Source organism: Streptomyces sp. NPDC102402, from assembly GCF_044765765.1.
Lineage (GTDB): Bacteria > Actinomycetota > Actinomycetes > Streptomycetales > Streptomycetaceae > Streptomyces.
Genome location: NZ_JBIWKR010000003.1, coordinates 582,049 through 602,731 on the forward strand (window position 1 = coordinate 582,049; position 20,683 = coordinate 602,731).

19 protein-coding genes and 1 pseudogene are annotated in these 20,683 nt (G+C 70.9%); 7 read left to right on the forward strand and 13 right to left on the reverse strand.

Annotated elements, in window-relative coordinates; translation table 11 throughout:
- Positions 1 to 44: 44 nt before the first annotated feature.
- The gene (locus ACIRJR_RS12095) at positions 45 to 617 is read right to left on the reverse strand and encodes a hypothetical protein (protein ID WP_403777766.1); all 573 of its coding nucleotides are present in this window, start codon (positions 615 to 617) and stop codon (positions 45 to 47) included.
- Between the two features lie 122 nt (positions 618 to 739).
- On the opposite strand from ACIRJR_RS12095, the gene ACIRJR_RS12100 reads away from it, so the two are divergent.
- Entirely contained in the window at positions 740 to 1,423 is a 684-nt protein-coding gene (locus ACIRJR_RS12100) for a hypothetical protein (protein ID WP_403777769.1), read from the forward strand.
- Between the two features lie 12 nt (positions 1,424 to 1,435).
- On the opposite strand, the gene ACIRJR_RS12105 is transcribed toward ACIRJR_RS12100, so the two are convergent.
- The gene (locus tag ACIRJR_RS12105; RefSeq protein ID WP_403777772.1) at positions 1,436 to 1,870 is read right to left on the reverse strand and encodes a MarR family winged helix-turn-helix transcriptional regulator; all 435 of its coding nucleotides are present in this window, start codon (positions 1,868 to 1,870) and stop codon (positions 1,436 to 1,438) included.
- A gap of 112 nt (positions 1,871 to 1,982) precedes the next feature.
- Between ACIRJR_RS12105 and ACIRJR_RS12110 the strand changes: the two genes are divergently transcribed.
- Positions 1,983 to 3,002: an NADP-dependent oxidoreductase gene (locus ACIRJR_RS12110; RefSeq protein WP_329228495.1), complete on the forward strand. Its 1,020-nt coding sequence runs from the start codon at positions 1,983 to 1,985 to the stop codon at positions 3,000 to 3,002.
- Here ACIRJR_RS12110 and ACIRJR_RS12115 read toward each other — a convergent pair.
- Positions 2,964 to 3,203 (reverse strand): annotated as a pseudogene (locus tag ACIRJR_RS12115) (MSMEG_6728 family protein); the annotation flags it as partial. The gene ACIRJR_RS12110 and the pseudogene ACIRJR_RS12115 overlap by 39 nt on opposite strands.
- A 128-nt stretch (positions 3,204 to 3,331) precedes the next feature.
- On the opposite strand from ACIRJR_RS12115, the gene ACIRJR_RS12120 reads away from it, so the two are divergent.
- Both ACIRJR_RS12120 and ACIRJR_RS12125 read left to right on the forward strand, forming a co-directional pair.
- A complete protein-coding gene (locus ACIRJR_RS12120) occupies positions 3,332 to 3,760 on the forward strand; it encodes an organic hydroperoxide resistance protein (RefSeq protein ID WP_403777776.1) in 429 nt (142 codons plus the stop codon).
- 183 nt (positions 3,761 to 3,943) lie between these two features.
- Entirely contained in the window at positions 3,944 to 5,461 is a 1,518-nt protein-coding gene (locus tag ACIRJR_RS12125) for an alpha-N-arabinofuranosidase (protein WP_403777779.1), read from the forward strand.
- 232 nt (positions 5,462 to 5,693) lie between these two features.
- On the opposite strand, the gene ACIRJR_RS12130 is transcribed toward ACIRJR_RS12125, so the two are convergent.
- The 7 genes from ACIRJR_RS12130 to ACIRJR_RS12160 all read right to left on the reverse strand — a co-directional run bounded on the left by ACIRJR_RS12130 (position 5,694) and on the right by ACIRJR_RS12160 (position 14,218).
- Complete coding sequence (locus ACIRJR_RS12130) at positions 5,694 to 6,860, reverse strand: aldose epimerase family protein (RefSeq protein ID WP_403777782.1); 1,167 nt, start codon at positions 6,858 to 6,860, stop codon at positions 5,694 to 5,696.
- A gap of 28 nt (positions 6,861 to 6,888) precedes the next feature.
- Positions 6,889 to 8,133 (reverse strand): multiple monosaccharide ABC transporter permease, encoded by a 1,245-nt coding sequence (gene mmsB / locus ACIRJR_RS12135; protein WP_403777785.1) that lies wholly within the window; start codon positions 8,131 to 8,133, stop codon positions 6,889 to 6,891.
- Positions 8,130 to 9,680: a multiple monosaccharide ABC transporter ATP-binding protein gene (gene mmsA / locus ACIRJR_RS12140; RefSeq protein ID WP_403777788.1), complete on the reverse strand. Its 1,551-nt coding sequence runs from the start codon at positions 9,678 to 9,680 to the stop codon at positions 8,130 to 8,132. The genes mmsB and mmsA overlap by 4 nt, the downstream gene beginning before the upstream one ends.
- A 32-nt stretch (positions 9,681 to 9,712) precedes the next feature.
- Positions 9,713 to 10,822, reverse strand: a complete 1,110-nt coding sequence (gene chvE / locus ACIRJR_RS12145; protein WP_403777791.1) for a multiple monosaccharide ABC transporter substrate-binding protein — start codon at positions 10,820 to 10,822, stop codon at positions 9,713 to 9,715.
- A 130-nt stretch (positions 10,823 to 10,952) separates the two neighbouring features.
- A complete protein-coding gene (locus ACIRJR_RS12150) occupies positions 10,953 to 11,936 on the reverse strand; it encodes a hypothetical protein (protein ID WP_403777794.1) in 984 nt (327 codons plus the stop codon).
- A gap of 111 nt (positions 11,937 to 12,047) precedes the next feature.
- Entirely contained in the window at positions 12,048 to 13,067 is a 1,020-nt protein-coding gene (locus tag ACIRJR_RS12155) for a zinc-binding dehydrogenase (RefSeq protein WP_403777797.1), read from the reverse strand.
- Complete coding sequence (locus ACIRJR_RS12160) at positions 13,064 to 14,218, reverse strand: mandelate racemase/muconate lactonizing enzyme family protein (RefSeq protein WP_403777800.1); 1,155 nt, start codon at positions 14,216 to 14,218, stop codon at positions 13,064 to 13,066. Before ACIRJR_RS12160 ends, ACIRJR_RS12155 begins: the two co-directional genes overlap by 4 nt.
- 111 nt (positions 14,219 to 14,329) lie before the next feature.
- On the opposite strand from ACIRJR_RS12160, the gene ACIRJR_RS12165 reads away from it, so the two are divergent.
- Both ACIRJR_RS12165 and ACIRJR_RS12170 read left to right on the forward strand, forming a co-directional pair.
- The gene (locus tag ACIRJR_RS12165) at positions 14,330 to 15,121 is read left to right on the forward strand and encodes an EI24 domain-containing protein (RefSeq protein ID WP_403777803.1); all 792 of its coding nucleotides are present in this window, start codon (positions 14,330 to 14,332) and stop codon (positions 15,119 to 15,121) included.
- Between the two features lie 55 nt (positions 15,122 to 15,176).
- Entirely contained in the window at positions 15,177 to 15,785 is a 609-nt protein-coding gene (locus ACIRJR_RS12170) for a LysE family translocator (RefSeq protein WP_403777806.1), read from the forward strand.
- Positions 15,786 to 15,799: 14 nt separating this feature from the next.
- Here the strand turns inward: ACIRJR_RS12170 and ACIRJR_RS12175 are convergent, their stop codons facing one another.
- The 3 genes from ACIRJR_RS12175 to ACIRJR_RS12185 all read right to left on the reverse strand — a co-directional run bounded on the left by ACIRJR_RS12175 (position 15,800) and on the right by ACIRJR_RS12185 (position 19,778).
- Positions 15,800 to 17,734, reverse strand: coding sequence for a flavin monoamine oxidase family protein (locus ACIRJR_RS12175; RefSeq protein WP_403777809.1), 1,935 nt, complete (start codon positions 17,732 to 17,734; stop codon positions 15,800 to 15,802).
- Positions 17,735 to 17,859: 125 nt separating this feature from the next.
- Positions 17,860 to 18,852, reverse strand: coding sequence for an aldose epimerase family protein (locus ACIRJR_RS12180; RefSeq protein WP_403777812.1), 993 nt, complete (start codon positions 18,850 to 18,852; stop codon positions 17,860 to 17,862).
- Positions 18,853 to 18,863: 11 nt separating this feature from the next.
- On the reverse strand, positions 18,864 to 19,778 hold the full coding sequence (locus ACIRJR_RS12185) for an SGNH/GDSL hydrolase family protein (RefSeq protein WP_403777815.1): 915 nt from the start codon (positions 19,776 to 19,778) through the stop codon (positions 18,864 to 18,866).
- A 361-nt stretch (positions 19,779 to 20,139) separates the two neighbouring features.
- Here ACIRJR_RS12185 and ACIRJR_RS12190 point away from each other — a divergent pair, with 361 nt between their 5' ends.
- Positions 20,140 to 20,634: a DUF3145 domain-containing protein gene (locus tag ACIRJR_RS12190; RefSeq protein WP_403777818.1), complete on the forward strand. Its 495-nt coding sequence runs from the start codon at positions 20,140 to 20,142 to the stop codon at positions 20,632 to 20,634.
- Positions 20,635 to 20,683 lie beyond the last annotated feature (49 nt).

Consider the following 20,683-nt stretch of genomic DNA (forward strand, 5'->3'; position numbering starts at 1 on the left):
CGGGAGCCGCCGGGAAGGTGCGGCGGGAGACGGTGCGTCCGGTCTCAGGCGCCGCCGGGAAGCAGCCGCTGGAGGAGTCCCCAGGTGAACTCGGCGACGCGGGGCCCGCCGTCCGCCGGGTCGGTGAAGGCCAGCGCCCAGCGGGTCGGCGCGCTGCCCTCCATGGGCCGGGCCGGGGCGAAGGCCCTGGCCACCTCGTCCACGGTGCAGGACCACGGGCTCAGGTCGGCGGCCGTGTCCAGTACGGGGCCCGGCGCGCCGGGGGCGCGGACCAGCCATTCGTTCCACACGGCTCCGCCGGGGCCCGCCATGACCTCGAAGCGCAGGTCCGGCCAGAGAGGCAGCGGCCACAGCAGCGCCTCGCACTCCAGGTCGCCGACCGTGCGGCGTACGGACGACTCCGGCTCGCCCAGGACGGAGCGGTAGCGGCGCAGTGCGCCCCGGCCGCGCGGGGCGCGCAGCATGGCCTGCCAGCGGCGGTTCGCCTCCCGCATCTCGGCGAGGGAGGCGCTCAGCTCATGACGGGCGTCCTCGACGAGGTCCGGCTGGTGGTCGGCCATCCGGCGCAGCAGGACGAGCTGGAACTGGAGCGGCCCGAACGGGGCGGGAGCGGTCATGGGCCCATCCTGCCGCGCGGGCGGGGACGGGGGGCGGCGCACCCGGAGTCCTTGATTCCACACAGGATCCTCACCTGTGCGCCTTCCTGTGCCGTTCCTGACGCGTCTAGTCTGCGGTCGCCATGGACTACTGCCACCCGTGCCAACGGCACCTCAACGGGGCGCTGGCCTGCGCCGGTTGCGGGACCCCCGCCGACGCGCTGGCCCCCTACCCCGCAGCGGAGCCCGCCGGCCGTGTGCCGGAGCCCGCAGGCGAGACCCTGGACGCCTCCGGGGCCGCCGGTCACCGCCGCCGTGCCCGGGGGCGGGGACGCCGTACGCACCGGCGGCGGGGCCGTGCGCTGCTGCTGACGGCGGCGGGTGCGGTGCTGGCGCTCGGGGCGCTGAGCCTGGCCGAGCTGGCGATGGAGCCCGGGGGTGACAGCGGTGCGGCGGACTACGTGAGCGAGGCGACGTCCGGCGCCACCGAGCCCGTGCCGTCCGCCTCGTCGAGCACGGAGCCCGACGGTCCCGGACCGGTGGACGCGCCCACCGTCGTGCCGGTCACCGACGCGCACTCCGGGACCCCGACGGGCGGCCCGCCCCGCACGACGGCGCCCGCGGCGCCCGCGTCGTCCTCCTCCGTCCCGGCGGACACCCCACCCGCGACGTCCGCGCCCGCGGACCCGGGCGGGACCGAGGGGCCGGCCGAGCCCTCGGGCTCCGGAGAGCCCACCGGGGCCCCGACGTCGCCGGAGCCCTCCGGCAGCCCCGCCCCCACCCCGTCGCCGACGGAGACCTGCGTCTGGTGGATCTTCTGCCCCTGAGCGGCAGGGGAGTCAGGCCTCGTCCTCGCCGAGCATCCGGCGCAGGAGGTCGCGCAGGACCGTCCGCTCCGCCTCCGACAGCTCGGCGAGCGGCTCCCGGGCGAAGTCCAGCGCGTCCCGCAGCTGCCGGGCCGTCCGGACTCCCTCCTCGGTCGGGGCGGCGAGCTTCACGCGCCGGTCGGCCGGGTCCGGGCGGCGCTCCACCAGGCCGCGGAGCTCCAGCCGGTCGACTATGCCCGTGATGTTGGACGGTTCGCACTTCAGTTTCCGGGCAACCTTGCGCATGGGCATCGGCTCCAGCGAGAGCAGCCCGAGGACTCTGGCCTGGGCGCCGGTCAGGGCGTGCGCGGACGCGGCCCGGTCGTACTCCTCGTGGTAGCGCGCCACGACGCCGCCGATGAGCTGGATGACGTCGAGGGTGAGCGGGTCCGTGCGCGGAGTGGCCATGACACCCAGGGTACCGAATTACTTGACAAGGTGAAATATCTGGACGCATGGTTGTTTCACGTCCTGAAGCTTTTCCGCTTCCCCCGGCACGACATCGAGGAGACCCGAGCCCATGTCCGCACTTCCCACGTCCAGCCGCGAATGGCACCTCGTCGCCCGCCCGCACGGCTGGCCCGAGGCCACGGACTTCGCGCTGCGCGAGGCGCCGGTGACCGCACCCGGTGAGGGCCGCGTCCTCGTCCGCAACCTCCACTTCTCGGTCGACCCCTACATGCGCGGCCGGATGAACGACGTGAAGTCGTACACCCCGCCCTTCAAGCTCGACCACCCCATGGACGGCGGCGCGGTCGGCGAGGTGGTCGCCTCGAACGCCGAGGGCTTCGCCGTCGGCGACCACGTCCTGCACGGCCTCGGCTGGCGCGAGTACGCCGACGTCCCCGCCAAGCACGCGGTGAAGGTCGACGGCTCGATCGCCCCGCTCTCCTCCTACCTCGGTGTGCTCGGCATGCCCGGCCTCACCGCCTACGCCGGCCTCTTCGAGGTCGCCTCCTTCAAGGAGGGCGACGCCGTCTTCGTCTCCGGCGCGGCCGGTGCGGTCGGCAGCCAGGTCGGCCAGATGGCGAAGATCAAGGGCGCTTCCCGTGTCATCGGCTCGGCCGGATCCGACGAGAAGGTCAAGCTCCTCGTCGAGGAGTACGGCTTCGACGCGGCCTTCAACTACAAGAACGGCCCCGTCCGTGAGCAGCTCGCCGAGGCCGCCCCCGACGGCATCGACGTCTACTTCGACAACGTCGGCGGTGAGCACCTCGAAGCCGCGATCTCCTCGCTCAACGTGCACGGCCGCGCCACCATCTGCGGAATGATCGCGCAGTACAACGCCACGGAGCCCACCCCGGGGCCGCGCAACCTCGCCCTCGTCATCGGCAAGCGTCTGCGGCTGCAGGGCATCCTGGTCGGCGACCACGCCGCCCTCCAGCCGCAGTTCGTCCAGGACGTGGCCGGCTGGCTCGCCTCGGGCGAGCTCAAGTACAACGAGACGAAGGTCCAGGGCATCGAGAACGCCTACGACGCGTTCGTCGGTCTGCTGCGCGGCGAGAACACCGGCAAGATGATCGTTTCGCTGGACGCCTGACCTGATCGCCGGCCCCCGCGCCCGCAGGCGCTCCTCGTGCCCGGTCCACATGCGGACCGCGGGGTGGTGGCGCCGGCCGTAGCCGGGGACGGTGAGCCCTCGCAGGACCTGGACCGCCTCGACCCGCTGCTTGCCCAGCCGTCGCGGATCCGGTGCGAGGGCGCTCCGCCGGAACCCGGCGTACGGCAGGAAGGTCTGCATGACCCATGCCCGTAGGAGTTCAGGACGACGGGCGATCGGAGTGCCCGCGGGGCCACCCGCTAGGCTCGGCCCAGGCCGTCGCGGTCGTGGGCGCGAGCCGCGGCGCATCAGCAGGAGGAGTCACCCGCATGACCATCCAGAACATCGACGTGGCCTACACCGCCGTCGCCACCGCCGAGAACGGCCGTGACGGCCGCGTCTCCTCCGACGACGGCAACCTCGACGTCGTCGTCAACCCGCCGAAGGCGATGGGCGGCAGCGGCGCGGGCACCAACCCCGAGCAGCTCTTCGCGGCGGGCTACAGCGCCTGCTTCCAGGGCGCCCTCGGTGTGGTCGCGCGCCAGGAGAAGGCCGACATCTCCGGTTCGACGGTGACCGCCTCGGTCTCCATCGGCAAGACCGAGGCGGGCGGCTTCGGCCTGGAGGTCGCGATCAGCGCCTCCATCCCGAACGTCGACGCGGCCACCGCCCAGGCGCTCATCGAGAAGGCGCACCAGGTGTGCCCGTACTCGAACGCCACCCGGGGCAACATCAAGGTCGAGCTGTCCGTCGGCTGACCCGAGTCCGATCAGTACGTCCGAGGGCCGCATCCCGTCGCAGGGGTGCGGCCCTCGGTCGTCGCGCGTCCGCACCCGTCCGTGAAAGCGCGTGCCAGGGCATTGACGGCCACGGAGGTTGAACTCTACGGTCCCGTTCGAGGTTACGAGCAGCATTCGAAATATCGAACGAGTAAGGAAGCCATGACCCGCACCGCGCGCTTCACCCTCGACCCGGCCTTCACCGTCGGAGACGTCGACCCACGGCTCTTCGGCTCCTTCGTCGAGCACCTCGGCCGCTGTGTCTACGACGGCATATTCGAGCCCGGCCACCCCTCGGCCGACGAGGCCGGCCTGCGTACCGACGTCCTGGATCTCGTCCGCGAACTCGGCGTCACCGCCATCCGCTACCCCGGCGGCAACTTCGTCTCCGGCTACCGCTGGGAGGACAGCGTCGGACCGGCCGACGAGCGTCCCCGCCGTCTCGACCTCGCCTGGCGGTCCACCGAGACGAACCGCTTCGGCCTCTCCGAGTACATCGACTTCCTCAGGAAGGTCGGTCCGCAGGCCGAACCCATGCTCGCGGTCAACCTGGGCACCCGCGGAGTCCAGGAGGCCATCCAGCTCCAGGAGTACGCCAACCACCCGTCCGGCACCGCGCTCTCCGACCTCCGCGCCGGCCACGGCGACAAGGACCCCTTCGGGATCAGGCTGTGGTGCCTGGGCAACGAGATGGACGGCCCCTGGCAGACGGGCCACAAGACCGCCGAGGAGTACGGCCGGCTCGCGGCCGAGACGGCCCGGGCGATGCGCCAGATCGACCCGTCCGTCCAGCTCGTCGCCTGCGGGTCCTCCAGCCGCGCCATGCCGACCTTCGCGGCCTGGGAGGCGACGGTCCTCTCCGAGACTTACGACCTCGTCGACTACGTCTCGCTGCACGCCTACTACGAGGAGACCGACGGCGACCGCGACTCCTTCCTCGCCTCGGCCGTCGACATGGAGTCCTTCATCGAGAGCGTCGTCGCGACCTGCGACCACGTGGGGGCGCGCCTCAAGTCCACGAAGAAGATCAACCTCTCCTTCGACGAGTGGAACGTCTGGTACCAGAAGCGCTTCCAGCAGGAGACGGAGGAGAACCCGCTCGACTGGCCCGAGGCACCCCGGCTGCTGGAGGACAACTACACCGTCACCGACGCCGTCGTCTTCGGCAGCCTGCTCATCGCCCTGCTGCGCCACGCCGACCGGGTGACCGTCGCCTGCCTCGCCCAGCTGGTCAACGTCATCGCGCCGATCATGACCGAACCAGGGGGGCCCGCCTGGCGGCAGACCACCTTCTTCCCCTTCGCGCAGGCCGCGCGGTACGGCCGGGGCCAGGTCCTGGACGTACGGGTGGACTCGCCCACGTACGCGACGGCGAAGTACGGCGAGACGGACCTGCTGCACGCCACCGCCGTACGCGACCCGGAGACCGGGGCCGTCACGGTCTTCGCCGTCAACCGGGGCCAGGACGCCGAGCTGCCGCTCGAAGTCGCCCTGGCGGGGCTGGACCTGGAGCGGGTGGCCGAGCATCTGGTCGTCGCGGACGCCGACCCGGAGGCGCGCAACACCCTCGCCGAGCCCGAGCGGGTGCTCCCGCACGCCGCCGAGGGCACCGCGCTCGCCGACGGCACGCTGAAGGCCGTGCTGGCACCCATGTCCTGGAACATGATCCGGCTGGTGTAGGCCGACGTACGGACGGCTGCTCCGGGCGTCCCGTGAAGGGGCCGGGCTCCCGGCCCCTGCACGCGTTCTTCCTCAGGGGCGGAGATGCCGGGTGAAGCCCGCCATTCCGGGACCGCCCCGTCGCCCAGCGGGAGCACGGGGGCGCGATATCGGCCCGCCCCGATCGGACGCCGTGAAACGGCGGAAGGCGCCCACCCCGCGCAGGGGTGGGCGCCTTCCGCCGTTTCACGGTTCAGCGTGCCGAGAAGGCGTGCACCGTCGTCGAGCGGTAGGTCGCGCCCGGGCGCAGCACCGTCGAGGGGAACGACGGCTGGTTGGGGGAGTCGGGGAAGTGCTGGGACTCCAGGCAGAACGCGTCGCCCTGGCGGTAGACCCGTCCCGAGGTACCGGTGAGGGTGCCGTCGAGGAAGTTGCCCGTGTAGACCTGCATGCCGGGTTCCGTCGTGTACATCTTCATCACCCGGCCCGAGCCGGGGTCCGTCACGGTCAGGGCGTACTCGGGGCGGGCCGTGATCCCCTTGTCCAGCACGTAGTTGTGGTCGATCCCCTGGCCGAAGCCGACCTGCTCGTGCGGGGTGCGGACGGCTTCCCCGATGGCCCGGGACCGCCGGAAGTCGAACGGCGTGCGCGCCACGGGAGCCAGCTCGCCCGTCGGGATGAGCGTGGCGCCGACCGGGGTGTAACGCGCCGCCGCCAGCTCCAGGAGGTGCGCGTCGACGCTGCCGCTGCCCTCGCCCGCCAGGTTGAAGTAGGTGTGGCTGGTGAGGTTGAGGACGGTGGCCCGGTCCGTGGTCGCCGAGTAGTCGATGCGCCACTCACCCCGGGAGGTGAGGGTGTAGACGACCCGGACGGCGAGCGCGCCCGGATAGCCGGCCTCGCCGTCCGGGCTGGTCCGGGTCAGGACCAGCCCGACGTCCCCGCGCCCGGTGAACGGCTCCACGTCCCAGACCCGCTTGTCGAAGCCCTGGTCGCCGCCGTGCAGGCTGTTGGGGCCGTCGTTGACGGGCAGCTGGTGCGTGACACCGTCGAGGGTGAAGCGCCCCTCGGCGATGCGGTTGCCGTACCGGCCGATCAGCCCGCCGAAGTACGGGGACTTCGCCACGTACTCCGCCAGGTTGTCGAAGCCGAGCGAGACGTTCCTCGTCCGGCCCCTGCGGTCGGGGGTCTCCAGGGACTGGACGACACCTCCCCAGGAGAGGACCTTCAGCCGGGTCCCGCCGTTGGCGAGGGTCCAGCGGTGCACCTCGGTCCCGTCGGCGAGGGTGCCGAAGAGCTCCCTGGACGGGGAGCGGCCGGATGCCGCGGCGTGCGCGGACGGGGCACCCGCCGCCACCGCCAGCCCGGCGGCGGCCGTGGCCGCCAGGACGGTGCGTCTGCTGGTTCCGGTGGTGAAGGTCATGAGACAACTCCTGTCGTGAAAACGGGTGTTATGAGCCGACCTTGCGCTTGTTCCAGACGTCGAAGCCGACGGCGGCCAGCAGCACCGCACCCTTGATGACCTGCTGCCAGTCGGTGCCGATGCCGACGAGGTTCATACCGTTGTTCAGCACGCCCAGGACCAGGCCGCCGATGATCGCGCCGAGGACCGTGCCCACGCCGCCGCTCATCGACGCGCCACCGATGAACGAGGCGGCGATGGCCTCCAGCTCGAAGTTGAGGCCGGCCTTGGGCGAGGCCGCGTTGAAGCGGGCGGCGAAGACCAGGCCCGCCAGAGCCGCGAGCATGCCCATGTTCAGGAAGACCAGGAAGGTGACCTTCTTGTCCTTCACACCCGACAGCTTCGCCGCGGGCAGGTTGCCGCCGATGGCGTAGATGTGGCGGCCGATGATCGCGTTGCGCATCACGTAGCCGAATCCGACGACCAGCACCCCGAGGATGAGCAGCACGACCGGGGCGCCCTTGTAGCTGGCGAGCAGCAGCGTGACGACGAGGACGGCCGAGACCAGGGCGACCAGCTTCAGCAGGAACAGCTTGGCCGGCAGTACGTCGAGGGCGAACTCCTGCTGCCGCTTGCGGTCGCGCATCTCCTGGAGCACCACGAAGACGATCAGGGCGAAGCCCAGGAGCAGGGTGAGGTTGTGGTAGTTGGTGGTGGGTCCGACCTCGGGCAGGAAGCCGTTGGCTATCTTCTGCAGGTCCTTCGGGAAGGGGCCGAGGGTCTGGCCCTTCAGGACGATCTCCGTCAGACCGCGGAAGAGCAGCATGCCCGCGAGGGTCACGATGAACGACGGTATGCCGAGATAGGCGATGAAGAAGCCCTGCAGCGAGCCCGCCACGGCCCCGATGGCCAGGCACAGCACCACGGCGAGCGGCCAGGAGAGGTCGTGTTCGACCATCAGCACGGCGGCCATCGCGCCGATGAACGCGGTCAGCGAGCCGACCGAGAGGTCGATGTGACCCGCGATGATGACGAGCATCATGCCGATCGCGAGGATCAGGATGTAGCTGTTCTGCAGCACCAGGTTGGAGACGTTGCGCGGCAGCAGCAGGTCGCCGTCCGTCCACACCGCGAACAGCACCACGATCAGGCCGAGGGCCATCAGCATGCCGTACTGGCGCATGTTGCGGCGCATGCCGCCGAGCATCAGCTGCAGCAGGCCCTCGCCGGAGGCCGGCCCGCTCCTGCCGGGCGGCGCGGGGGCCGGGTTCCTGTCGGTCACGTCCGTGCTCATCGGTTTACCTCTTTGTCCTTCGTCATCTGACGCATCAGCGCTTCCTGCGAGGCCTCGGCCCGGGAGAACTCACCCGTCAGCCGTCCGGCGGCCATCGTGTAGATGCGGTCGCACATGCCGAGCAGTTCCGGCAGTTCCGAGGAAATGAAGACGACCGCCTTGCCCTGGGCGGCCAGTTGGTCGATCACCGTGTAGATCTCGTACTTGGCGCCGACGTCGATGCCGCGCGTGGGCTCGTCCAGGATCAGCACCTCGGGGCCGGCGAAGATCCACTTGCTGAGGACGACCTTCTGCTGGTTGCCGCCGGACAGCTTGCCCACCGGCTCGAAGACGGTCGGCGCCTTGATGTTCATGGACTTGCGGTAGCCCTCGGCGACCTGCCGCTCGCCGTGCTCGTCGACCACGCCCCGCTTGGCGACCTTGCCCAGGGCGGTCAGCGAGATGTTCCGGTTGATGGTGTCGATGAGGTTGAGGCCGTAGTGCTTGCGGTCCTCGGTGGCGTACGCGATGCCGTGCTTGACCGCCTCGGGGACGGTCTTCGTGCGGATCTCGGTGCCGTCCCTGAGGACGGTACCGCCCGCGTACCGGCCGTAGGAGCGGCCGAAGACGCTCATCGCCAGCTCGGTGCGGCCGGCGCCCATGAGCCCGGCGATCCCGACGATCTCGCCGCGACGCACCTCGATCGAGACGTCGTCGACGACCTTGCGCTGCTGGTCGATCGGGTGGTGCACGGTCCAGTTGCGGATCTCCAGGGCGGGAGCGGACCCCTCCTCCGGGTGATGCGGGGTCCGCTCCGGGAAGCGGTTCTCCAGGTCGCGGCCGACCATCCCGCTGATGATCCGGTCCTCGGTCGTCTCCGCGGCCTTCACGTCGAGCGTCTCGATGGAGCGCCCGTCGCGGATGATCGTGACCGAGTCGGCGACCCGGCGGATCTCGTTCAGCTTGTGCGAGATGATGATCGAGGTCATGCCCTGCTCCTTCAGCTGAAGGATCAGGCCGAGGAGCTTGCCGCTGTCCTCGTCGTTGAGCGCGGCCGTCGGCTCGTCGAGGATGAGCAGCTTCACCTTCTTCGACAGCGCCTTGGCTATCTCCACCAGCTGCTGCTTGCCCACGCCGATGTCGGCGACGCGGGTCTCCGGGTGCTCGTCGAGTCCGACCCGGCGCAGCAGTTCACCGGCGTGCCTGAGGGTGTCGTGCCAGTTGATCAGCCCGCGCTTGGCGTGCTCGTTGCCGAGGAAGATGTTCTCCGCGATGGAGAGGTACGGCACCAGCGCCAGCTCCTGGTGGATGATCACGATGCCTTGCTGTTCGCTCGCCCGGATGTCCTTGAACCGGCAGGTCTCGTTCTCGAAGAGGACGTCCCCTTCGTAGCTTCCGTGCGGATGGACGCCGGAGACCACCTTCATCAGGGTCGACTTGCCGGCGCCGTTCTCTCCGCAGATGGCGTGGACCTCGCCCTGACGGACGGTCAGAGTGACGTCCGACAGCGCCTTCACACCGGGAAAGGTCTTGACGATCGAGCGCATTTCCAGGACGGGTCCCGCCATGGTCTTGCCTTCCAATCCTTGAGGGGGCCCGGTTACTTGAGGTCGTTCTCGGTGTAGTAGCCGCCGTCGACGAGGACCTTCTCGTAGTTGGCCTTGTCGACGCTGACCGGCTGCAGCAGGAAGGCGGGGACGACCTTGGCGCCGTTGTCGTACGACTCGGTGTCGTTGACCTCGGGCTTCTTGTCGTTCAGGACCGCGTCGACCATGTTCGAGGCGACCTTGGCGAGCTCGCGCAGGTCCTTGTAGACGGTCTGCGTCTGCTCACCCGTGATGATCGACTTCACCGAGGCGACCTCGGCGTCCTGGCCCGTGACGACCGGCATCGGCTTGGCCTTGGTGCCGTAGCCGTCCGACTTCAGGGCGGAGAGGATGCCGATGGAGATGCCGTCGTACGGCGAGAGCACGGCGTCGACCCGGTCGCTGCGGTAGCTGGAGGTCAGCAGGTCGTCCATGCGCTTCTGCGCGGTGCCGCCGTCCCAGCGCAGGGTGGTGACCTGGTTGAGGGCGGTCTGCTTGGACCGGACGACCAGGTCGCCCTTCTCCACGTACGGCTTGAGGACGTTCATGGCGCCCTGGAAGAAGTACTTGGTGTTGTTGTCGTCGTTGGAACCGGCGAACAGCTCGATGCTGAACGGGCCCTTCTTGCCGTCCTCCAGGCCGAGCTTGTCCACGATGTACGAGCCCTGGAGCTCGCCGACCTTCTCGTTGTCGAACGAGGCGTAGTAGTCGACGTTCTCGGAGCCGAGGATCAGCCGGTCGTAGGAGATCACCGGGATGTCGGCGTCCTTGGCCTGCTGGAGCACGTTGTCGAGCGACTTGTTGTCGATCGCGGCGACGATCAGGGCGTCCACACCCTGCGTGATCATGTTCTCGATCTGCGAGACCTGCTGGTCCGGGTCGTCCTCGCCGTAGGCGAGCTTGGTCTTGTAGCCCTTGCCCTTCAGCTCCTTGACGACGTTGGCGCCGTCGGAGATCCAGCGCTCGGAGGACTTGGTCGGCATCGCGATGCCGATGGTGGCGCCTTCGGAGCCGCCCTTTTCCTCCTCGCTGCCGCCCTCGCTGTTCTGGCCGCAGGCGGTCAGGGCGAGGGCGAGGGAGGCGGCGGAGGCTACGGCGGCGAGTGCGGCTCGGCGGTTGCGCATGGTCATCATCCTTGATGTGGGTCACGGCTCGGTCCGGTGGTGCCGGAAGACTGAGGGCGGCTCGACCGAGAACAGGTGTGTGGGATTGTGCGCGGCTGTGTCTCTTTTTGGGGAGACTGTTTCCGGAACGTTATGACGAAGTTCCGAACCGGTTGAGCGGGCCCGGCAGTCGGCTCCCGAGGGCCGCCATGCCACCGTCCGCTCCGTGCCGTGCGAGCAGGTCCAGCGCGAGCCGGCCGCGCCGGACGCGCTCCTTGGCGGTGGCCAGCGCCAGCTCCCGCAGGTGCCGGCCGTACGGGTAGATCCCGGGCGACTTGGAGAGGCCGAACTTCAGGTACAGCGGAGCGCCGCGCCGGATCAGCTCGGCGACCTCGTACATCCGCACATAACCGCCCAGGTCGTCGGGGGCCTCGATGTAGAGGTCCATCGGCGCCCGGGAGACCCTGCGGATCTCGGTGAGCTGGGCGAGCGTCAGGTCGGAGGGAATGTTGACCGAGTCGCCGCCGAGCTGCTCGAACACGGCGTACGAGGCCGGGTTGACCGGGCCGATCAGCGCGGACACCTTGAAGGTGGTGTCCGCGGGCAGGACGCCCTGCTCGCGCAGCCGGTGCAGGGTCCACAGCACGCCCTCGTCGGCCACGAGCAGGCACTTCACGCCCAGCCCGGTGGCGCGCAGGGCGTCCTCGACGCAGCCGGCCACGGCGTCGTGGCCCCGGGCGCGCAGCCCGGCCCCGCCGGAGTCGGTGCGGACCGAGGCGCCGGTGTCCCAGGTGCCACGCGGCCCCGTGAACAGGCAGAGCTCGATGTCCCGTTCGGCGCAGCCCTCCACCATCTCGGTGATCTCCGCGTCGGTCAGCATCCAGATGCCGCTGCCCTGGCTGATGCGGTGGACGGGGACGTCGAGACTCGCGGACTCCTTGAGCACGACGCCGAGGGCCTCCGGACCCTCCACGGACGGCACCTCGGTGCGCCAGCTCCCGCCGTCCGGGAAGGAGTGCGGGGAGGCGTCGGCCGGGGACAGGGGTGCGGCGCCGAGACCGAGCGCGGTGAGCGCGGCGTCACCGGGACGGCGGGCGCCGGTGGCACCGGGGGAAGAGGCAGGGGCGTCGTTCACGGCTGGTCCTTCATGTTCGGTATTTCGGACGACATTCGGATCATTGGGCGTGCACCGGTACGGAGGCGGTCAGGACGCCGCCGTACCGGTGCACGGCTCAGGGCGGGCCCGTCACGGCCGCAGCAGCACCTTCCCGGTCTCCGGATCCCCGGATCCCACCAGCGCCACGGCGTCGGCGAACCGCTCCAGCGGGAACTCGTGGGTGATCAGCGGCGCCGGATCGAGCAGTCCGGCCGTGAACGCCCGGACGGCGTGGGACCAGGCCGCGGAGGACGCGCCGAAGACGCTGCGCACGGTGAGCTGACTCAGCGACAGGTGCACCGGGTCGATGCCCACGGCGCCAGGGGTGAACATCCCGGTCAGCACCACCCGTCCGCCGCGCCGCGCCAGCAGGCACGCGTCCGCCGCGGTGGACGGCGCTCCGGCCGTCTCCACGACCAGGTCGTAGCGGCCGCGCACCTCCTCGGCCTCCTCGGGGACCCGGGCCTCGCCCGCCCCGAAGTCCAGTGCCAGAGAGGCGCGTTCCTGCCTCGGGTCGATCACGGTGAGCTCCGCCGGCGACACCGCCGCCAGCAGCTGCACCGCGAGCAGGCCGAGCGTGCCCGCCCCCACCACGGCGATCCGCTCACCTGCCTCGGGGGCCCCCGCCCGTACCGCCGCCGCGATCACCGCGGCCGGCTCCAGCAGGGCGGCGGCCCGCAGGTCGGCGTCGTCGGCCAGCGGATGCAGCAGCCGCGCCGGGACCACCAGGTGGTCCGCGAACGCCCCGGGCCGGGTGAACCCCGTCTCGTCGTAGCCCGCCGTGCACAGCGAGGTGTCCCCGTACCTGCACCGCTCGCAGCTCCCGCACGCCCGGAAGCCCTCGGCGACCGTCCGGCGCCCGGTCAGCCGGGGGTCGACGCCCTCGCCCACCGCGTCGACGGTCCCCGACCACTCGTGGCCCGGCACCACGGGGTAGCGCACGTAGGCGGAGTCGCGGTGGCCGTCGTACACCTCGCGGTCGCTCATGCAGATCCCGGCCGCGGCGACCCGCACCCTGACCTCGCCGGGGCCCGGCTCCGGGACCGGCCCCTCGGTCAGCCGGTGGCTGCCGGGCCGGTCGACGGTCAACGAGCGCGAGAGGCGGGTCACTTGGGCTGCCTCTTCTCCCAGCCGTCCGCCCACAGGTCGAACCGCGCCTGCTGCTGCGGGAACTCCGCCGCCGCGTCCACGTCCAGCTCCACGCCGAGCCCGGGAGCGTCGGAGAGCTCGAAGCAGCCGGTGGCGGGGTCGACGGCCGGGGCGCCCTTGACGACCTTCTTGATGTCCGCGTCCGCGAAGTCGTTGAAGTGTTCGAGGATCTTGAAGTTGGGGGTGCAGCCGGCGACCTGGAGGCTGGCCGCGGTCAGCACCGAGCCGCCCACGTTGTGCGGGGCGATCAGCGTGTAGTGGGTCTCGGCGGTCGCCGCGAGCTTGCGGGTCTCCAGGATGCCGCCGATGTGGCCGACGTCCGGCTGGATGATGTCCGCGGCCTGCGACTCGAAGAGCTCGCGGAACTCGATCCGGTCGTGGATGCGTTCACCCGTCGCGATCGGCAGGTCGACCTTCTCCGCCACCTTGCTCAGCGCCTTGAGGTTCTCCGGCGGCACCGGCTCCTCCAGCCAGGCCGGCCTGAACGGTGCCATCTCGCGGGCGATCCGCACCGCCGTCGACGGGCTGAACCGTCCGTGCATCTCCAGCATCAGTTCGGTGTCGGGGCCGATGGCGTCCCGTACGGCCTCGATGAGGGAGACGGCGTAGCGGGTCTCCTCCTGGCCCAGCTCGAAGTGGCCCGTGCCGAAGGGGTCGATCTTCAGCGCCCGGTAGCCGCGCTCGACGACGCCCTGCGCCGCCTTGTGGTACGCCTCCGGGGTGCGCTCGGTGGTGTACCAGCCGTTGGCGTAGGCCTTGACCCGGTCGGTGACCTTCCCGCCGAGCAGCTGCCAGACGGGGACGCCCAGCGCCTTGCCCTTGATGTCCCAGCAGGCCATCTCGATGACCGCGATGCCGGACATCACGATCTCCCCGGCGCGGCCGTAGTCGCCGTACTTCATCCGCTTGACGAGGTCCTCGATCGCGAACGGGTCGGAGCCGGTGATGTGGTTGGCCGACGCTTCCCGCAGATAGCCGAGCAGCGCGTCCGTGCGGCCCAGCATCCGGGTCTCTCCGACTCCGGTGAGACCCTCGTCGGTGTGCACCTGGACGTAGGTGAGGTTGCGCCACGGCGTGCCGACGACGTGCGTGCTGATTCCGGTGATGCGCACGGGTGTTGCCTCTCCTCGGTGTTCGGTATTTCGTCACTCGTTCGAAATGCTGGCGTGACGGTAATTCGGGCCCGGGGACGTGTCAATGGTTCGCGCAAGTACGCTGAGGTCATGAGTGATCTCGGGGCGGGTTTCGGTTACTTGGTCAAGGGCCAGCGCTGGGCCTTCGGGCACGGCAGGTGGCTCGGGTTCGGCCTGATCCCCGCGCTGATCACCCTCGTCGTCTACGCGGGCGCCCTCGTCGGCCTGGGCTACGGCGCGGACGACTTCGTCGCGTGGTCCACCCCGTTCGCCGACGACTGGTCCTCGCCCTGGCTCGGGCTCCTGCGCAACACCCTGGTCGTCCTGGTCTTCGTCTTCGGGATATTCCTCGCGGTCATCACCTTCACCGCGGTCACCCTGCTGGTCGGCCAGCCGTTCTACGAATCGCTCTCCGAGGCGGTCGAGCGCAGCGAGGGCGGCGAGGTCCACGAGTCGGGCCTGCCGCTCTGGCGCGAACTGTGGATCTCCGCCCGCGACTCCGTCCGCATCCTGCTGCGCGTCGCGGTGTACGGCGTCCTGCTCTTCGCCCTCGGTTTCATCCCCGTCGTCGGCCAGACCGTGGTCCCCGCCCTCGGCTTCTGCGTCTCCGGCTACTTCCTCTCCGAGGAGCTCACCGCCGTCGCCCTCCAGCGCCGGGGCATGGTCCTGAAGGACCGGCTCACGCTCCTGCGCGGCCGCCGCATGATGGTCCTGGGCTTCGGCGTCCCGCTCGCACTCGCCTTCGTCGTCCCCTTCGTCGCCGTGCTCCTGATGCCGGGCGCCGTCGCCGGGGCCACCCTGCTGGCCCGCGACCTCGCCGGTCCGCCCGAGGCCGAGCCGGCGCCGGCCCCCGCGTCGCCGTACACCCTGCACAAGGACTGAGCCGGAGGCGCCCGCGGCCGTTCACCCGGACCGCGGCCGACCGGGAGGGAAGAGCGTGACCGAGATACTCGCCGTCGCCCTGATCACCGTGCTCGCCGTGATCAGCCCGGGCGCCGACTTCGCGATGGTCGTCCGCAACAGCTGCCTGTACGGGCGCAGGACCGGCCTCCTGGGGGCCGCGGGGGTCGCCGCGGGTGTCCTGGTCCACGTCACCTACACCATGCTCGGCGTCGGCCTGCTGATCGCCTCGTCCACGGCCCTGTTCACCGCGATCAAGCTGGTGGGCGCCGCCTACCTCGTGTACATCGGCGTCCGCACCTTCCTCGACCGCGGCGAGCTCACCGTCGATCTGAGCGGGAAGAGCGGCCTGAGCGGTCCCGGGGCCCTGCGCACCGGCTTCCTCACCAATGTGCTGAACCCCAAGACCACCCTGTTCGTGGTGTCCACGTTCACCCAGGTCGTCGGGCCGGACACGGCCCTCTGGCAGCAGGCGGGCTACGGGCTGTTCATGTCCCTCGCCCACTTCGGCTGGTTCGGGCTCGTGGCGCTGTTCTTCTCCCACGCGCGGCTGCGCACCGCGCTGCTCCGCAGGCAGAAGGCGCTGAACCGGGGGATCGGCTCCGTCCTCGTCGGTCTCGGCGTCACCCTCGGTCTGGCCCGCTGAGCGGTCCGCCCCCGTCAGGCGCCGTGGACCTCCAGCGCCGTCCGGACCGCGGACTCCAGGGCGCCCTCGATCCAGGCGGGCTTGATGGACGTGTGGCAGCCGGCGAAGTGCAGCGGGCCCTCCGGCGTCCGCACGTCCGGGAACAGCTCGGTGTGCTGGCCGGGCAGGAGCACGGACGCCTCGCCGTACGCGTACGGGTCACGCATCCAGGACTGGGTGCGGCCGACGCCCGTGTAGAACACCTCGATGCGCTGCCCGTACACGTCCTGGACGCCGCCCAGGGTGTGCGGGTAGCGCTCGTCGTCGTCCAGCGAGTCCCACTTCAGGGCGTCGTCGGCCCAGCTGTAGGAGGCGAGCAGGACCCCGCCCCGGCTGCCCTCGACCGGATGTGAGGGCTGGTAGATGAAACGGTTGGCGTTGTCGGTCACCGAGCCGCCGCCGATGACGTGGGCCGCCTCGGGCTGGTCACGGGCGGTGGAGCGGAAGGCCGCGTAGTGCACCCGCTGGTTGGGCGGGATGTGGCCGCGAGGGACGGACGGGTGCGCGCCCAGCAGCGAACCGTCGGCCGGGGCCTTGCCCGTCCGGTACTCCTCGTACAGCCCCGGCCGTACCGCCCCCAGCTCACGCTTCCAGTCCGCCTCGTCGAACTCCCACCAGCGGCGGCTGAATTCGAGCAGCACCTTGGTCGCGGCGTCGTAGTGGACCTCGGTGATCGCCCGGCGCTTGCCGTACGAGAGCGCGGGCGTCACCGGGAGGTGCCGCATCCCGGAGAAGGGCACGGTGACGATCGCCCGGTCACCGGTGAAGGTCTCCCGGACGACGGGACCGCCCCGGCCCTCGGAGACCGTCTCGACGCTCACCCCGTCCTTCGTGTGGCTGATCCGGGTGGCCCGGCGGTCCAGGTGCACCAGCTCCTTCACCTGCGCGTACATGGCGTCGACCAGGGTCGCGGTGCCGTCGGGCAGCTCGAAGAAGGAGGTCGCCGGGCTGATCAGCGAAGCCCCGATGAAGCTGTGCAGGAAGGCGAGATGGAGACGCGAGGTCATGTTCTCGACGGTGCCGATGAGGTCGACGGTGCGCTCGTCGAGCTTGGCCACCTCGGTCATGTACCGGAACATCGAGAAGTGCCCGTACCGCTGGAGCACCGTCGCCCAGCCCTCGACCAGGGCCGTCCCCTCCTTGCCCTCGATCTCCTTGCGCACGGGGGCGAACGCGTCCCGCACGATCTGCGAGGCAGGCGTGTTCTCGTAGGCGGCGGGTACACCGAAGGAGCGGTTGACCGCCTGCGGCTTCGCGGCGTAGTCGGCGCGGCGGACCCGGACGCCGTTCACGTGGATCCAGGTGCGGTTGGCGGGGCGTCCTTCGCCGTCCACGTCGACCAGGTGGAAGCGGCGGGTCTTCAGCCCGAGATCGGCCATCAGCCCGGTGACCAGCGGGTGGCTGTCCGGGATGCGCATCGCGCCGGCCTCGGCGTACTGCTTCGGATCGGCGAAGGGCGCGTCGGACTGCTCGTGGCCGCCGGCCCGGAAGGTCTTGATCCGGCCGCCGACACGGTTGCCGTTGGCCTCGATCACGGTGACGGTGTGCCCGGCCTCGTGGAGAAGCCGCGCCGCGGTGAGCCCGGCCGGCCCCGCACCGACGACCAGCACCTTCTTGCGCGCCGCACGGGTGCGGGGCAGGCCCTTGCCCAGCAGGACCTCGCGGTAACGGGGGATCAGGTCCTTGTCGTTCTCGTCGCGGACGAGGATGGCCCGGGCGACGGTGAGAGCGGCGTCCCGGTCGGAGCCGGGCGCCGCTCCCGGCGCGGCGGCAGCGGCCCGGGGTGTCGTGGCTCCTGCCGACGGGGCGGCGGCGGTCACGGCGAGGGCCGCGGCTCCGGCGGTGGCGCCCGCGATCAGGGACCGGCGGGAGGGCAGAGCGGGTGACGATTCGTCAACAGGTGAAGTCATGTTGATCACCCTGCTGTGCGGGAGGGGCGGGGACCGTCGTGGACGCGCACCCACCGCCCTGATTCACCCGGTGGTGATCTTGGTCGACCGGTGTTGACACAGCCCGGAACAGGGCGAGTTGGGCCTCAGCGCACGGAGAACCCGTACACCGTCGTCGAGGTGAACTCCTCGCCCGGCCGCAGCACCGTACCCGGGAACTCCGGGCGGTTCGGCGCGTCGGGGAAGTGCTGCGTCTCCAGCGCGATCCCGGCGCAGGGCACGAAGGGATCCCCGTCGAGGTGGTCGGCGGTGTAGAGCTGGAGTCCCGGCTCCGTCGTACGCACCGTCAGCAGGCGTCCGGACGACGGGTCGTACAGCTCGGCGGCCGGCTCGCCGCCGGTCTCCTCCAGCACGTAGTTGGTGTCGTAGCCCGGACCCACCGGCTTCGCCTCCCGGAAGTCGAACCGGGTGCCGTCCACCGGCAGGATCTCGCCCGTGGGGATCGACTCCCCGTCCCCCGGAGTGATCCACCCCGCCGCGAGCCGGAGTTCGTGCCCGAGCGCGCTCCCGCTGTCCGCCCCGGCGAGGTTCCAGTACGTGTGGTTCGTCAGGTTCACCACGGTGGGCGCGTCCGTCGTCGCACGGTAGGCGATCCGCAGCGCGCCGTCCTCGTCCAGGGTGTACGTCACCGAGACCGCCAGCCGCCCAGGGAAGCCCTCCTCGCCGTCCTCGGAGACGAGGGAGAGCCGTACACCGCCGGTGACCTCCTCGGCGTCCCACACGCGCTTGTCGAAGCCGCGCTCGCCGCCGTGCAGGGTGTTGGGGCCCTCGTTCCGCGTCACCCGGTGCGTCCGCCCGTCGAGGACGAAGGCCCCGCCGGCGATCCGGTTCGCGTACCGGCCGACCACGGCACCGAAGTAGGGGCCGGTGTGCGTCTCGTACCCCTTGACGTCCGGCAGCCCCAGGGCCACCTCGGCGCGGGCGCCCTCCCTGCCGGGGATCTCCACCGACTGCACCACGGCGCCGTACGTCAGCACCCGCACCCGGGTGCCCTCGCGCTCCAGGGTCCAGCGCCGGACCTGCGTGCCGTCCGCGCACGTCGAGAAGTCTTCGCTGTGTACCGCCGTACCCGTCGTCATGATCAAGAACTCTACGCCGCGGGCCGGGCCGCCGTGACCTCGCGGTACGCGATCTCCGCCAGTCTGGCCTGGCCGTCCCGCCCCGGGTGGAACCAGTCCCACTCGCTGAGCTGCGCGCCGGTGAAGCGGTAGTCGAACACCGCCCCGCCGTCGTAGCGGCAGCGCTCGTCCCGCGCGCACACCTCCCGCAGCACCTCGTTGTACGCGACGACCCGCTCCAGCACCGCGTCGCGGCGCGCGACGGCCGCCGGGCCCATGTCGTCCGCGTCCCCCAGCATCGACCGGCAGATCCCCAGCTTCCAGATCTGCTTGCCCAGCGGATTCTCCCGTCCGGTGGACCAGAGCCGCTTGAGATCGGGCACGCTCGACACGTACACCTGCGACTTCGGGGCCGCGGCGCGCAACTGCCGCATCGAGGCCTCGAAGGAGGTCCGGAAGTCCGCCACCGGGGTCATCAGCCGTACCGTGTCGCGGCAGGCGTCGTTCGCGCCGATCATCACCGTGACCAGCTCCGGCCGGTCCTTCGCCGCGAGCGCCATCTGTTCCGGGAGCTGCGCCATCCTGGCGCCCGACACGGCGTGGTTCCAGCTGCGCGACGCCGCCCCCGACACTCCGAGCAGGCGCACCGCCAGGCTCCGCACCCCGCTGTCACTCCCCGTCGCCCAGGACACCTCGGGGCAGTCGGCCAGGACCGAGCAGGCGTCGAATCCCCGGGTGATGGAGTCCCCGACGGCTGCGATCGAGCCGGGGCTCGCATCCCACGACGGTGTGGGCGGCGGGGAGGGGCTCGGGGCTCCCGAGGCGCTCCGCGCGGCCTGGCCACCGTCGGAGGCGCACCCGGTGAGCACGGCGGCGCCGGCGAGCGCGACCGCCGTCAGAGTGGCTCCCGCACCCCGGGCACGACGGCGTGACGCACGCTCAGGCATCGCTGTTTCCCCTCCGGTCACACGGGTGATTGTGCCCCTGGCACAACCGGACAGCCCCAGGTGGCGGGCCCTCGCGCCCTCGCGGGTGAATGCTGAGCGAATCACGGGCCCGGGACCGACGGTACGTCACACAGCCGACCCCGGCGCACGGTAGCTTTTCCCCGTCGAACCAGTGGCGCCGACCGGCCCGCGCACGAATGAGCGGGTCCGGTAAGTTATCTCACGTCACATACTGTCCCTTTTCAGGAGATTCACTCCCGATGCTGTTTACTGATGACAACCTCGGGAACCGGCCGGGAAGAGGCGGTACGGGCGCGAGGCCGCTGGGGAAGGCGAACCTCGTCCCACACTGGAGGTCCCGGTGACGACACGTGGAGTCCTGTACGTTCACTCCGCACCGCGCGCGCTGTGCCCGCATGTCGAATGGGCGGTGGCGGGTGTGCTCGGTGTGCGGGTCCAGCTGGACTGGATCAGACAGCCGGCCGCTCCAGGCACCTGGCGGTCCGAATTCTCCTGGAAGGGCCGGGCGGGTACGGCGTCGGAGCTGGCCTCGGCCCTCCGCGGCTGGGACCTGCTGCGCTTCGAGGTGACCGCGGAGCCCTGTCCCACGGCGGAGGGTGAGCGCTACAGCTCCACGCCGGGTCTCGGCATCTTCCACGCGGTCACCGGCATGCACGGCGACATCCTGGTCCCGGAGGACCGGCTGAGGGCGGCGCTGGCGCGGTCCGTGCGCGGCGAGACCGACCTGGAGGCCGAGGTCGCCAAGCTCCTGGGCAAGCCCTGGGACGACGAGCTGGAGTCCTTCCGCCACGCCGGCGAAGGCGCCCCCGTGCGCTGGCTGCACCAGGTGGTCTGACCGGGGCTCCGCCCCGTACCGCTCCGCTCCCTGGCTGTGCTGAAACGTT

Excerpts from the sequence above, each read along its gene's own strand:
- mmsA (WP_403777788.1), bottom strand. The coding sequence starts at position 9,680 with ATGGCGGGACCCGTCCTGGAAATGCGCTCGATCGTCAAGACCTTTCCC.
- chvE (WP_403777791.1), bottom strand. The coding sequence starts at position 10,822 with ATGCGCAACCGCCGAGCCGCACTCGCCGCCGTAGCCTCCGCCGCCTCC.
- ACIRJR_RS12100 (WP_403777769.1), top strand. The coding sequence starts at position 740 with ATGGACTACTGCCACCCGTGCCAACGGCACCTCAACGGGGCGCTGGCC.
- mmsB (WP_403777785.1), bottom strand. The coding sequence starts at position 8,133 with ATGAGCACGGACGTGACCGACAGGAACCCGGCCCCCGCGCCGCCCGGC.
- ACIRJR_RS12180 (WP_403777812.1), bottom strand. The coding sequence starts at position 18,852 with ATGACGACGGGTACGGCGGTACACAGCGAAGACTTCTCGACGTGCGCG.
- ACIRJR_RS12125 (WP_403777779.1), top strand. The coding sequence starts at position 3,944 with ATGACCCGCACCGCGCGCTTCACCCTCGACCCGGCCTTCACCGTCGGA.
- ACIRJR_RS12095 (WP_403777766.1), bottom strand. The coding sequence starts at position 617 with ATGACCGCTCCCGCCCCGTTCGGGCCGCTCCAGTTCCAGCTCGTCCTG.
- ACIRJR_RS12175 (WP_403777809.1), bottom strand. The coding sequence starts at position 17,734 with ATGACTTCACCTGTTGACGAATCGTCACCCGCTCTGCCCTCCCGCCGG.
- ACIRJR_RS12110 (WP_329228495.1), top strand. The coding sequence starts at position 1,983 with ATGTCCGCACTTCCCACGTCCAGCCGCGAATGGCACCTCGTCGCCCGC.
- ACIRJR_RS12105 (WP_403777772.1), bottom strand. The coding sequence starts at position 1,870 with ATGGCCACTCCGCGCACGGACCCGCTCACCCTCGACGTCATCCAGCTC.
- ACIRJR_RS12185 (WP_403777815.1), bottom strand. The coding sequence starts at position 19,778 with ATGCCTGAGCGTGCGTCACGCCGTCGTGCCCGGGGTGCGGGAGCCACT.
- ACIRJR_RS12120 (WP_403777776.1), top strand. The coding sequence starts at position 3,332 with ATGACCATCCAGAACATCGACGTGGCCTACACCGCCGTCGCCACCGCC.
- ACIRJR_RS12165 (WP_403777803.1), top strand. The coding sequence starts at position 14,330 with ATGAGTGATCTCGGGGCGGGTTTCGGTTACTTGGTCAAGGGCCAGCGC.
- ACIRJR_RS12130 (WP_403777782.1), bottom strand. The coding sequence starts at position 6,860 with ATGACCTTCACCACCGGAACCAGCAGACGCACCGTCCTGGCGGCCACG.